Annotated in this window: 10 protein-coding genes, 1 tRNA gene and 1 pseudogene; 5 read left to right on the top strand and 7 right to left on the bottom strand. The window is 69.5% G+C overall.

Annotated features, from left to right (window positions below; translation table 11 throughout):
* Nucleotides 1-72 precede the first annotated feature (72 nt).
* From J8M51_RS35190 to dcd, 4 genes are all read right to left on the bottom strand, one after another.
* On the bottom strand, nt 73-1,029 hold the full coding sequence (locus tag J8M51_RS35190) for a CU044_5270 family protein (protein ID WP_086763599.1): 957 nt from the start codon (nt 1,027-1,029) through the stop codon (nt 73-75).
* Complete coding sequence (locus J8M51_RS35185) at nt 1,022-1,615, bottom strand: RNA polymerase sigma factor (RefSeq protein ID WP_086763601.1); 594 nt, start codon at nt 1,613-1,615, stop codon at nt 1,022-1,024. Before J8M51_RS35185 ends, J8M51_RS35190 begins: the two co-directional genes overlap by 8 nt.
* A 125-nt stretch (nt 1,616-1,740) precedes the next feature.
* Nucleotides 1,741-2,259, bottom strand: coding sequence for a phosphoribosyltransferase (locus J8M51_RS35180; protein WP_086763603.1), 519 nt, complete (start codon nt 2,257-2,259; stop codon nt 1,741-1,743).
* Entirely contained in the window at nt 2,256-2,831 is a 576-nt protein-coding gene (gene dcd, locus J8M51_RS35175; RefSeq protein ID WP_216588116.1) for a dCTP deaminase, read from the bottom strand. The genes J8M51_RS35180 and dcd overlap by 4 nt, the downstream gene beginning before the upstream one ends.
* Before the next feature lie 549 nt (nt 2,832-3,380).
* On the opposite strand from dcd, the gene J8M51_RS35170 reads away from it, so the two are divergent.
* Nucleotides 3,381-3,454 (top strand) — tRNA-Gly (locus J8M51_RS35170).
* Between the two features lie 761 nt (nt 3,455-4,215).
* Here the strand turns inward: J8M51_RS35170 and J8M51_RS35165 are convergent.
* Nucleotides 4,216-5,358 carry an acetate/propionate family kinase gene (locus J8M51_RS35165; RefSeq protein ID WP_086751229.1) on the bottom strand — a complete coding sequence of 381 codons (1,143 nt, stop codon included), beginning with the start codon at nt 5,356-5,358 and terminating at the stop codon, nt 4,216-4,218.
* Between the two features lie 309 nt (nt 5,359-5,667).
* Between J8M51_RS35165 and J8M51_RS35160 the strand changes: the two genes are divergently transcribed.
* Nucleotides 5,668-6,195, top strand: coding sequence for a phosphate-starvation-inducible PsiE family protein (locus J8M51_RS35160; protein ID WP_256963986.1), 528 nt, complete (start codon nt 5,668-5,670; stop codon nt 6,193-6,195).
* On the opposite strand, the gene J8M51_RS35155 is transcribed toward J8M51_RS35160, so the two are convergent.
* Complete coding sequence (locus tag J8M51_RS35155) at nt 6,169-8,346, bottom strand: FUSC family protein (protein WP_086751224.1); 2,178 nt, start codon at nt 8,344-8,346, stop codon at nt 6,169-6,171. The genes J8M51_RS35160 and J8M51_RS35155 overlap by 27 nt on opposite strands.
* 81 nt (nt 8,347-8,427) lie before the next feature.
* Nucleotides 8,428-9,561 carry a hypothetical protein gene (locus tag J8M51_RS35150; protein WP_179202831.1) on the bottom strand — a complete coding sequence of 378 codons (1,134 nt, stop codon included), beginning with the start codon at nt 9,559-9,561 and terminating at the stop codon, nt 8,428-8,430.
* Between the two features lie 445 nt (nt 9,562-10,006).
* Here J8M51_RS35150 and J8M51_RS35145 point away from each other — a divergent pair, with 445 nt between their 5' ends.
* From J8M51_RS35145 to J8M51_RS46360, 3 genes and pseudogenes are all read left to right on the top strand, one after another.
* Nucleotides 10,007-10,456 carry a DUF1931 family protein gene (locus tag J8M51_RS35145; RefSeq protein WP_086751219.1) on the top strand — a complete coding sequence of 150 codons (450 nt, stop codon included), beginning with the start codon at nt 10,007-10,009 and terminating at the stop codon, nt 10,454-10,456.
* Between the two features lie 268 nt (nt 10,457-10,724).
* Nucleotides 10,725-12,149, top strand: coding sequence for an NAD-dependent succinate-semialdehyde dehydrogenase (locus J8M51_RS35140; protein WP_086751217.1), 1,425 nt, complete (start codon nt 10,725-10,727; stop codon nt 12,147-12,149).
* Nucleotides 12,150-12,259: 110 nt separating this feature from the next.
* Nucleotides 12,260-12,655 (top strand): annotated as a pseudogene (locus J8M51_RS46360) (IS110 family transposase); the annotation flags it as partial.
* Nucleotides 12,656-12,681 lie beyond the last annotated feature (26 nt).

Below are 12,681 nucleotides of genomic sequence, written 5' to 3'. Positions count from 1 at the left end.
TGCCGCACATCCTCAGCACACCGGACGCCCAACACCGTGAACCCGTCCGAGAGTTCGAAGCGCCCGGTCGGTTCAGGGCCTCTCGCCGTCCCGGTCGACGAGGGACTGGGTCGTCTTCATCTCGCAGAAGGTGACCTCGCCCTTCTTGTACGAGAGCCCGGCCGACGAGCCGTCCTCGTACGTCACCTCGTAGTCGCGCACCGCGATGGTCTGCCGTCCCCGGTACTGGAAGGTGTCGGGGTCGAGGAGGTACTCCTGGCGCTGAACGGCCTTGCTGCCGCGGTCCGGGTACACGGCGATGGCGTCATGCCCCATGGGGTCCTTCACCAGGTGCGGGACCACCTCGATCCCGGGGTCCGCGGCCAGGGCACGGAAGAGCCTGGCCATCCCCCGCGGAGGCACGGGATAGGCCTCGTCGAGGGTCGCCAGGAGCGCGAAGGTCTCGCGCTGCTCACCCGTCAGGCCGCTGTCCTTGCCCATGGGGAACATCTCCGCCGCCCGCTTCCGGATCTCGGCGGGGTCGTCCGGCAGCGAGGCGAGCAGGCGATACAGCCGCCGCTGCGAGGGCTCGGTGTCGCCGTCCTTGTCGTCCTCCCGCACGGGGCTGTCGTACTGGACCCACTCCTCGCTCACCTCGGGCTTGTCATCGGGCGCCGCGTCCGACGCGCCGTCTTGGCACCGCGCGGTCTCCAGATAGACCCACTGGCCGTCGCGCGGATGCGGATCCGGCTGCCGCGACACCACTTCCGCCGCCCGCTCCAGGAGTGCCGTCGCGGACGTCAGGTCCGGGCCGGCAGGCTGCACGCCGCGCTCGGGTCGGTCGCCACCGACGAGCATGGTCACCAGCACCGCGATGGTGACCACCGTCGCGACGCCCCCCGCGGCCATCACGCGCCAGTCCAGCCGCACCCTGCGGGCGGATCCCTGCCGCGCCGCTCCCAGCAGCTTCTGGCGGCCGGGAAGCAGCCGCACCCGGTCCGGCGTCGGCGCGTCGGCGCGCAGCTCGTGCACCTTGGTCATGTCATCCATGGGTTACCGCCCCGTGGTGGTCGCTTACGAGGGTGGGGTCGGCGCCGAGCGCCGTGCGCATCCTGCGCCGTGCCCGGCTCAGCCGGGAGCGGACCGTGCCGACCGGCACCCCGAGGGCGTCGGCACACTCCTGGTAGGTCAGGTCCGCCCAGGCGACCAGCAGCAGTACATGCCGGTCCTTCGCGGGCAGGGACGCGATCGCCCCGGCCAGCGCCTGCTGCGAGGCCTCGGCCGTCACCCGCTCGTCGGCCCGTTCCGACCAGGACTCGGCCACCGGGTCGACGCCGGTACGGGCCAGCGCCCGCAGCGCCCGCACCTCGGAACGGCGGTGGCTGCCGATGAGGTTGCTGGCGATGCCGTAGAGCCACGGCCGGGCGCTGGCGCGCGCGACGTCGTAGCGGGCGCGGTTGCGGAAGGCGATGAGGAAGGTCTGCGCCGTGATGTCGTCGGCGTGGCTGTCGCCCAGCCGGCGCATCACATACCGGTGGATCTCGGCGGCGTGTCTGTCGTAGAGCGTGGCGAAGATCTCCGGCCGCTCCAGGGATTCCTGGACGACCAGCGCGTCGTCGGTGGGTGGGTCCCCCACGAGGCCCTCGCTTCTTCGTGCAGTAGGAGTGGAGTGCGTTCCACCCCCTGTTGTCCGAAGCGGCCGGAAGGGTTCACGGGCGGGGGGCCCGAAGAGCTTTCCCGACTACCCGAAGGAACGCCGGGTCAAAGGGCTTCCTTCGACGGGGTGACCGGCTCCCCCGACTTCCGCACCACGGGCAGAACACTCCAGGGGAAGTTGATCCAGTCGTCCGTCCGCTTCCACACGTACTCGCACTTCACGAGGGAGTGGGACTTCTCATAGATCACGGCCGACCGGACCTCGGCCACCGCGTCGAGGCAGAAGTCGTGGACGAGCTTGAGCGTCTTGCCCGTGTCGGCGACATCGTCCGTGATCAGGACCTTCTTGTCGGAGAAGTCGATCGCGTTCGGGACGGGGGCGAGCATGACGGGCATGTCGAGGGTCGTGCCGACGCCGGTGTAGAACTCGACGTTCACGAGGTGGATGTTCTTGCAGTCGAGGGCGTACGCGAGCCCGCCGGCGACGAAGACCCCGCCGCGGGCGATGCTGAGCACGATGTCGGGCTCGTACCCGTCGTCGGCGATGGTCTGGGCGAGTTCGCGTACGGCGGTGCCGAAGGCCTCGTAGGTGAGGTTCTCGCGGGCGGCCGGGGCGGCGCTCATACCTGGGTCCGGTGGAAGTTGAGGAAGGACCGGGAGGCGGTCGGCCCGCGCTGCCCCTGGTAGCGGGAGCCGTACCGCTCGCTGCCGTACGGGAACTCGGCCGGCGAACTGAGCCGGAACAGACACAGCTGACCGATCTTCATACCGGGCCAGAGCTTGATGGGGAGCGTCGCGAGATTGGACAGCTCCAGGGTCACGTGCCCGGAGAAGCCGGGGTCGATGAACCCGGCGGTGGAGTGGGTGACGAGACCGAGACGGCCGAGGGAACTCTTCCCCTCCAGCCGCGAGGCGAGATCGTCGGGGAGCGAGATGACCTCGTAGGTGCTCGCGAGCACGAACTCACCGGGGTGGAGGATGAAGGGCTCGTCGCCCTCGGGTTCGACGAGCCGGGTGAGATCCGACTGCTCGACGGAGGGGTCGATGTGCGGATACCGGTGGTTCTCGAACACCCGGAAGAAGCGGTCGAGACGCACGTCGACGCTCGACGGCTGCACCATGGTTTCGTCGTACGGATCGATCCGCACCCGACCGGCGTCGATCTCGGCCCGGATGTCCTTGTCTGAGAGAAGCACGCCCCGAGGATACGCAAGACGCGCGGGCCGCCCACCATCAGGACGGACTCCGCGCGCCTTCACGACGGACAGCCGTGGGCGTCCGTGGTCGTGGTTACCGCTTCTCCAACGCCACCGGCACGACGCTGCGCAAGCGCGCGCAGCGTGGGCAGCGCATGAGCCGACCAGGACCGAGGCGTTCGGCCTGCTGCATCGGGAACGAAGCGGTGCTGAACACGTGCCCATCGGCACAGCGGACGACGGTGCGCTCCATCAAGTCCAAGAGTCCCTTCCCCAAGAGCCGCGTCTGGCTGTCGACCTACCTACGTCGACCTGACGACGAGCCGCCACATTACGGGATGATTGGGACGGCCCTCCAGGCGGCACTCCGATCCCGCCGAGCCCCACCCGGACCCTCTTCCGCGCCCCCACCGTACGCCCCAACTCCCGCGCCCCGCAGCCCCGTCCCCACCCCGGAAACACCACCGGGCCCCACGCCTTCAGCACGTGGGGCCCGACATGAGGTAAAGTGACGACGCGTTCCGACACCGGCACCGACCGGCGTCTTACGCGGGTGTAGTTTAATGGTAGAACATCAGCTTCCCAAGCTGAGAGCGCGAGTTCGATTCTCGTCACCCGCTCCACGATGAAACCCCAGGTCAGCGGCCTGGGGTTTGTTTGTTGTCTAGTCCAATTTGGGGGTTGCGTGCCCTTTGCGTGCCCTAAGTCCCGCCAGCGTGCCCCCAAGGTGCACATCAAGGGGTGACTCCTGATGGTGCGTCAGCCGAATATCTCGAATGGTGAGACGCACTTTCTGTGACCTGCGCCACTTCTGGCTAGTGAGACCGTGAAGTCGCTAATGCAAAACGTCAGTTCGCGCTGGCGGATGAGGAACTCTGGCGGCGGCCCGGTCGGCGAGGTCGTGGAGGACGCGTTCACGGCCTCGCGCACGGTGCCTACCGCGCAAGGAGACCGCCCCACCCGCGGCAGGGGTGCTGGTGGCTGCATGTCGTCGCTGCCGGTGCGACAAGTACGTCCTCGCTGCCCGCAACATCGCGGCCGCTCAGAATCTGAGCGACCCCCCCGTTCAGATTCTGAGCGGCGCTCCCGGTTCAGGATCTGAACAGGCAGTCCGAGCGTTTCCGACGCAGGGCTGCGAACTGAAGCCTCGTGTGACCAGCACCGGGATGCCGAGGGCTAGCCAGTCGGGGTCGCAGGGTGTCCTACGGGCGTCGAAGGGGCGGTACGGGGCTCTGATGCTGGTCAGTGGAACCTCAGCCCGTGACCAGACAGGAGCGGCATACAGGACCAGACGTCGCCGCGCCCCCGTGTCGTCTTGGTGCAGGAGACCGGTTCTTTGCGCGGGCCAGGCAAGTGTGGATGTGCCGGCAGTTTCCTCGGCCAGTCACATGCCGAGCACCCGTCGGGTCTCGGCGGCGATCTGCTGTGTCTCGCCGGTTGCGACCACGAGGACCGGGACACCTCCCGCCGCCTGATCGATGCGTCGGAGGCCTTCCCGCATCAAATCCTCCAGCTCGGGGACGAGCAGCCCGCCTCGTACACCGAGCACAGTCAGGGCCGAGCAGATCTCCTCGCGTACCTCGGGTTGGTCTTCGCCGATCTCCCCGGTGAAGACCAGCGCGTCCAGCCGGTCCAGCGAGGCGGCCACCGAGGCAATGCCCCTGCGGCAGCTGAGTGTGAAGGTCGCCAGCGCCAACGCGGCCGCGGCATCACCCTCCGCGCGGGCACGCACCAGGTCCCGGGTGTCTCCCGAAGTACCGGAGAGGCCGAGCAGTCCGGAATTCCGGTGGAGTATGTCATCCAATTCGTCCGTGCTCAGACCCTGCCGCCGCTGCAGCCACAGCAGCGCGCCGGGGTCGAGGCTGCCGCTGCGCCGGCTCATCACCAGGCCTTCCAGCGGAGTGAGGCCCATGGTGGTGTCCACGCTGCGTCCGTTCCGGACGGCGCAGGCCGAGCAGCCGCCGCCCAAGTGCACGAGCACGACCTGGAGGTCGTCGACGGGTCGGCCCAGGGCCTGCGCCGTCCTCTGCAGTGCCCACGAGTAGGAAAGCCCGTGGAAGCCGTACCGGCGCAGCCCGTATTCGGCTCGCCATCGCTCCGGCACGGCGTACGTGCGCGCCTCTGTCGGCAGATCCTTGTGAAAGACGGTGTCGAAGCAGGCGACATGAGGAACGTCGGGCAGGAGTTCTCGTGCGGCATCGACCACACTCAGGGCAGGCGTCACGTGCAGTGGTGTGAGATCGGCGACGTCCGCCAGCAGAGCCCGTACGCGTGCGTCGATCAGCGTATGTCCGGTCAGGTGCGGACCGCTATGGACGATGCGGTGACCCACCGACGCAGGAGTGGGCACCTCGCTGAGGAAGTTCCGCAGTTCCACCGCCGCAGCAGGCCCCGGAGGCTCCGAGGCGTCTCGATCCGCCACCCGTTCGCCGTCCGCCGCGAACAGTGCGATGTGAAGGCTCGAAGAGCCGGCATCAAGGACCAGTACGTGACCACCAAGGCTCTCGTGGGAGCTGTCGGCACTCATCACACACTCCAGTGCTTTCGCGTCCTCCGGCACGGTCCGCCCGCCACGCGGCAACGGGCCCAGTACAGGTTCCCCGCCATCGCTTCGCGCGACTCCGGCAACGCAGAGTCTCGCTATCGCTTGCGGATCGGTAAGAACTCGGCAGATTGCGGACGTCCAGGGACTCACCCTTGTCCTGCCGCCGGGTAGGCCTCGGTGATGTCGCGCCTCGCCGCTTCCCTCAGGCTGCCACCACAGAGAGGGATCCGCTCGTTCACCCGTTCGGCAGCACGCCGCGCCTGCGGGCCGGGGCACCCCTAGCATCTGACTGTGCGACCCATTCTCCCGAAGATCGAGGGCGGCCGGGTACAGGGCCTCCTGCAGCTCATCGAGGACGGCATCCACCTCGTCGTCGCTGGGCTCCTCGTACTGCTCGCGGGGCTTCTGACCGTCGGTGTGGTCCGAGACGTCATCAGGTCGATCCAGGGGCCGTACCGCGAGGAGGCGGTCGTTCTCTCCGCGCTGGACAACGGCCTTGTGCTGTTCATCGTGGCCGAGCTGCTCCACACCGTCCGACTCACCATCAGGAACCAGACCCTCGACGCGGAGCCGTTCCTCGTCGTCGGCCTGATTGCCGGCATCCGCAAGGTGCTCATCGTGACGGCCGAGGCGGAGAAGTCTTTCCGGTGGAACACCGAGGGGATCGAACTGCTCATCCTGGCGGGGCTGATTCTCGTGATGGCGACAGCGGTGTACGTGTGGCGGCGCTCAACGCGGCCCGCGGACTACTTCCCGCTCCAGGAGATGCGGCGCTCCCCGTCTCCGGAGCCGTCACCCACCCCGGCGCGCGGGTCCTGATCCGTCACCTTCCGCAGCCGCGGCTCCCCGTACCCGTTGCTCCTCGAGAGCGGATCCGACGTCACGTTCCAGGGGGGTGCGGCTTACGGCCGTCGTGAGGTCCTCCAGGGCCCGCTTCTGCAATTCCGCCCCGCGTCGTAGCACCGGGCTCCGTTCCCGGGCGGCGCCCCCCTCCCAGGCGTGGAGCGCCTCCGCCACGCGCGCCCAGTCCGGATTCCGGTGCTCGCGGACGTCGACTGCCGCCTGCGCGGTGTCCTCCTCCAGGGCCTCGGCGAACCGATCCGCCTCGGGGACTGAACGGCTGACGTCCCGCGGGACGTGGCTCTCCATGAGCATCGCCGCCCGGCCGAACCCCTGGAGCGCCTCTTGCGCCTCCTCCGCCTCACGCGACGTCAGACCCCTGGGACGGACCGGTTCATGCTTTGCCTGGTCGTAGGCCTCCTGCCAGGCGGCACGTGCCTCCCTGCTTGCCAGCAGTGCCCTGCGCATGTCGGCGCGATGCTCCCGGGTCGGTTCGGCGTAGCTGCGGAGCACGGCGGCCGCGTAACGGCCGTTGGCGGCGAGCCAGTCCGCAAGCCGGCCCGGCAGCCGGAGTGTCTCCCATGCGGGGAACACCACGTACGCCAGCATTGCCAGGGCCCCGCCCAACAGGGTGAGCACCACCCGTTCCGGGACCGTCTGCTCCCATGCCTGGCCGCCCATGCCGAGCAGGAAGACGACGTACGCGGCAGTGAAGCACTGGGAGTAGGCGTAGCCGGTACGGATCAGCGTGTACGACAGGCCCGCCGAGACCACCGCCAGCACGCCGAACACGTGGGCGTCCGGGCCCAGGGCCCGCACCATCGCGGTGGCGAACGCGACCCCCGCCAGGGTTCCGGCGAAACGGGCCACCGCACGCGCGTACGTCTGGTGGAAGTCCGGCCGCATCACCATCACTGAGGCGATGGGCGCCCAGTAGCCGTGGCCGAGGGGTAGCCGGGAGGCGATCAGATAGCCCAGCACGGCCACCACCGCCAGGCGGACGGCGTGCCGGAATACGGGCGAGTCCGGGCGGAGCTCACGGCGGACCGCTCGAAGGACGACCGGGACCAGCCGGAACATGGTCGGGCGCACCCGGAACTGGCCGCTCGCGGGGCCGGGCGGCGTGGGCGCCTTCCCGCGCACACCGCCGCTCCCGGCGACTTCCAACGCCTCGCCGAGCAGTTCCACGAGCCGCTCGGCGGCCTGCCGCGCGGGACCCTCCAGCACCTCATGCTCCTCGTCGACGCGCAGGACGTCCGCGCTCCCGGACGGCACCTCGGCGGGAATGCCGCGGCGGATCGAACGGGCAGCCGCGTCCAGCACGTCGGCGGCCGCGTCGAGCAGCTCCCGTGCGCGGTCCCGCCCGGGTCCCTCCGCCGGGGCGCCGATGTCCGGGTCGGCGAGCGCTGCGACGACCGGCCGAATGCGCTCGGCGAGGCCCCGGGGGCCGTGGAGGACGGGGGGACGGGTGCGGGCCTGTGACGGCGTCACGGCCGCCGCGTCCCGGGCCGTCATCAACGGCTCCGGGTCGAACGGGGCGGTCGGTTCGTGTCGCAGTCGGCGGGCGTAGTCCGCCATGGCGGCCAGGGCGTCGGCGAGCGCGTCACGGTGCGCCCCCCAACGGCGGATCGGGAACAGCAAGATCAGCACGGCCTGCGCCACGCCTCCCAGCGCGATGATCGCGGCGTGCTCCAGGGCTCGCTCGACGCTCGTCGGCAGGGTGATGGTCACCAGCATGCTGCCGACGGTCGTCGCTGCGACGATTCCAGCGGTCGATCCGACGGCCCACGCCATCCCCGCGGCAAAGGCCCATACGGCCAGCAGCGGGAGGAACGTCACGAGTCGCCCTGCCGCCAGGTAGCCCACGAAGGTGCTGAGCGCCAGACCCGCGCCCGCGCCGAGCGCGATCACCTTGCGTGGCCGCCAGGTGCGCTGGAAGGTGGCCGCACCCGCGGAGTAGGCACCGAGGGCGGCCGATGCGGCGTACGCGGGGGAGACCAGCCACAGGGCCGGTCCGATGACGATCGCCACCCCAGCGGCCGTGCGCAGCGCGAGCAAGGGCTCCAGCCGCGTCTCCTCGATCGTGAGCCCGGATCGCATGACCTCCCTGAAGGCCCGCAGCCACGTCACGGGTGTGAGCCTAGCCGGAGCGTTCCGCCAGGTCGCGTCGACCGCGCCGCCGCTGTAGGAGCCATGTGCGCTGGTGGCGGTTCACTTCGAGGGCTGGTCAGCGTGGTCGTCCTGGAGCATGTGGCGACGTTCCTGTTCGCGCTTGGAGTAGGCGGCCGCCCGGATCGCCTCGTCGCTCTCCAAGCCTGATCCCAACGCGCCGCCCACGGTGGCGACCGAAGCGACGAACCAGGCCAGCGTCAGGTACTCCCCGGCGTGCAACGGGGTTCGCGTCATGGAGGCGAACACCTGATCGTTGAGGATGAACAGCGCCCACACCCAGTTGGTGACCATCAGACCCACGTAGCAGACGAGCACCCCGATACCCACGGTCGCGACCGTCGAGGCGTTGTACAACCACGCCCTCTGCCTCGCCTCCGGCGAGCTCTGCGCCGATCGATGCCACAGCTCCGCGTCTATGATCAGCCAGCCGATCATGATCGCGACAGATCCGACCGCGGCGATGACGAGGCGTGGCGTGCTGAGGGACGCGGCCAGGTTCCAGACGGTGGAGTTCACGGTGGCGACCGCCCCTGTGGCGAGCGCCGCCGCCAGGGCTTTCGACAAGCCCGGCACCAGCCGCCACGGCCGGTTGGCGCGGACCATACCGGCGAGCACCCGCAGGTAACCGCGCGGCCCGTTGACGACGTACCGAAGGTCGTCGGTCTCCTTCTCAGCGGTTCGGCCGGGATGAACAGGCTCCAGGTGATCGGCGGAGGGCCCCGACAGCGGCTGACTTCGCGGAGGTCCTGCAGCCCCGGTGGTTTGCGGACCCACCATGCCCAGCACGGCTTCTTCGACGGCCCGCCGGGCCCTCGTCTGCAGTCGCATGCCTCCCAGGGAGGGTAGAGAGAGCAGCGCCAGGCCGTGTGCGTGATTCACATTCACAGCGAGCCTGCGCCCGTGTGAGTGCAGCGGAAGGTCGGTGAGGGCCACGACGATGTCCCAGTTCTCCGTACTCCCACGGTCCATGATCCGGCGCATCAAGGTGGGCGGGTCTTCCGTCCCCGCGGTGAAGGGCTCACTGACCACCTCGACGTCGAACCGTCGCGCCTGGCCCGATCTGTCGGCGAGCCGAGCAGAAAGGGTCCGGGCCATGCGCCGCGCGATCTCCGTCGGCGCGTCCGGATCCGCCAGGAGAGCCACGACCGTAACGCCCCGCGACGACACCTGCATGGCTGCACCCTCCTCATCGGCCGCCTCTGCCGCTCCTAAGTGCCCACAGACGCCGCCGAGGTAACGTCGACGCCGCGTGACACGCTGTCCCCCGCCTTCAGCCAGAGTCCGCAAAGCCCAGCTATACGGGAAATCCACAACGCCTGCGAGGCACGGCGCGCCATGTCCTCCCCGGCGTCGGGAAACGGCTGGCGGACGGTATGGGCCGCGTCATCCGGATCGGGCTCCTGCGCACCGGCCTCTCCCGAGCGCTCTCCGGCCCTGCCGTCGGTCCGCACGCCCGTCCGACGACCCGGGCAGTCGGACGCCTGGGCCTGGCAGGGCAATACGGGGAGGCCGATTGAGCCCGGCATGCGCATGCGTTCGCGCGCCTCCGCAGGCCAGGCTGGCTGGAAAGCCCAGGGGCCGGAACCCACCCCGACCCCCGCAGCCGGAGGTTGCCGTCATGACCGTGATGTCCATCGCCAGGTTCGAAAGGTTCTTCCGGGCCGCCGCGGGGCTGGACGTCGACAAGAACGATCTCAAGCGCTACAGCGACTTCGTCGACGCCAAGCTCTACGATCTGCTGACCGTCGCCCAGGCCACTGCCAAGGCCAACGGGCGCGACATCATCCGGACCAGTGACCTGCCGATCACGAAAGGCCTGCAGGAGAGCATTCACCACTTCCGGAAGATCGACCAGGAGGTGGACCTCAAGCCAATCCTGGAACAGCTCGCCGCCCATCCCGCTCTGGACCGCACGCCCGACGAGGAGACCGAGGCGGCCTACCCGGACATCATCGGCGGCCTCAGCCTGGCCCTTGCCCAGAGCTTCAAGATCCTCCACCCCGACCTGAAGAACCCTCGAACCCAGCACTGGGACGAGGCCCGAGCCGTCTTCGACCTCCTGCTGTGAGCGGCAACCGGGCCAGACGGTGCAGGCCAGGGCCCAACGGCATCAGAGTGCTCTGCCTCCTCGACTGCCGCAACGATCCCGCCGGCCCGTCGCAGGGCATCGTCCACGTCCGAGTCCAAACACCGGCACCCCAGGCTGATCGGCCCGCATCTCGGCTGTCCCGGACTCGGATGGTGGGTCACGTCCGCTGGACCCCCTGGCTGATCACCTCCCGAGCACGGCCGTTACGGTCCGCACACCCGAGGTGTCACAACTCCAGGGAGGCGTCATGGACGCCCATGTCACCAGCCAGGGAAGCCCCATCGCCACGGTCAACCCGTACAACGGCGAGCGAGTTCGGGAGTTCCCGGCCCTGAGCGCGGAGGACGTAGGTCGCGCGATCGACGCGGCGCACCGTGGCTTTCCCCACTGGCGTGCCCGGTCTACGGCCGACCGGGGGGCCCTCGTACAACGCGCCGGCCGGCTCATGAGGGAGCGCAAGGAGGAACTGGCTCACCTCCTGACCCTTGAGGTCGGCAAGCTGATCGACTCCAGCCGTGCGGAGGTCGACCTCGCGGCCGACATCCTCACCTACTACGGCGACCACGGCCCCGACCTGCTGGAAGAGCGCCCCCTGCCGGTGGCCAAGGGCACGGCCGTGCTGGTGAACGAGCCGCTCGGTGTCCTTCTCGGTGTGATGCCGTGGAACTTCCCCCTGTATCAGGTGGTCCGATTCGCGGGGCCGAACCTCGTCCTCGGCAACACGATCCTGCTCAAGCACGCGAGTAACTGCCCCCAGTCCGCACTGGCACTCGAGCAACTGTTCATGGATGCGGGTGTCCCGACCGGGGTCTACACCAATCTTTTCGTGCGGGGCAGAGACGTCGGGAAGATCATCGATGACCCTCGTGTGCAGGGAGCGTCACTGACCGGAAGCGAGCGGGCGGGCGTGAGCGTGGGCGAGATCGCCGGCCGCAACATCACCAAGTCCGTCCTCGAACTGGGTGGCAGCGATCCCTTCGTCGTACTGGACGGTCACCACCTCGAACGCACCGTGTACGCCGCGTTCCTCGGCCGGATGGGCAACACCGGGCAGTGCTGCGTGGCGGCCAAGCGATTCATCGTCCTTGCCGACGTCTACGACGCCTTCCTCGGCGGGCTGCGCGACCGGATGAGCGAGGTGAAACCGGGAGATCCTTTCGACCCCGCCACCACGCTCGGCCCGCTGTCCTCGGAGGCCGCTGCCGAACTCCTGATGGAGCAGGTTCGTGACGCGGTGGACAAGGGAGCCACGGTAGTGCTGGGCGGCGGGCGGCCCGCCCTGCCGGGCGCCTTCGTCGAGCCGACCCTTCTCACCGACGTCACACCGGACATGCGGGCCTACCAGGAAGAGCTCTTCGGCCCCGTCGCCGCGGTCTACCGGGTGGCGGACGAGGACGAGGCCGTGGCACTGGCCAACACCTCCCCCTACGGCCTGGGAGGCGCCGTCTTCGCCGCCGACCCGGAACGTGCTCGCGGGGTCGCGGACCGGCTGGAGACGGGCATGGTGTGGATCAACCACCCGACGGCGTCCCGACCGGAGCTGCCCTTCGGCGGCATCAAGCGCTCCGGATACGGGCGCGAACTCGGTGACGTGGGCATCGTGGAATTCGCGAACCGCAAGCTCGTGCGCTACGTGGATGCCGACGCCCCGATCGAAGAAGTGCTGGGCTGATCTACGAGTCGGTCGACCGCGCTCTCCATGGCGAGCTGGTGGTGCGGGAACCGGACTGGTCGGCGCTTGAGCGGCTTCAGCAGCGGCTCACCGGACACGGGACGACTGCCCCGCCGAAGCTGCGAGCGGTGCCGCCGACCGTTGCCCGCGAAGCGGGCTGCCTGGTCGCCCGCCTGCCCGGACCCGCGACGCGCCGGATCGCCGACCTCCACCCGGGCGAGGCGAAGACCGACGCCAGGGACGCCGCGGTGATCCCGGACGCCGCCCGCGCCATGCCGCACACGCTGCGCTCCCGTCGCGGACTCGTCGCACTGATCCGCCCCAAGGCCCCCGCGCATGGCCACCCGGCTGATCGACGACGTCTTCGACGCGCTCGACGAACGGACCGCCGTCCATCGGGGCACCGGCACCGGCTTCCCCACCGCCGCCCACCTCGCCCCCTACGCCGGCCTTGCCCCGACGACCGGCAGTCGGGCACATCCATCCATGGCGAACACGCGCCCAGAGACCCAGAGGCGGCAAGCGGCAAGCT

The sequence above is a fragment of the Streptomyces griseiscabiei genome (assembly GCF_020010925.1).
GTDB classification, from domain to species: domain Bacteria; phylum Actinomycetota; class Actinomycetes; order Streptomycetales; family Streptomycetaceae; genus Streptomyces; species Streptomyces griseiscabiei.
Note: the sequence above shows the minus strand (reverse complement) of the source record. Positions and strands in the feature narration are given on the sequence as shown.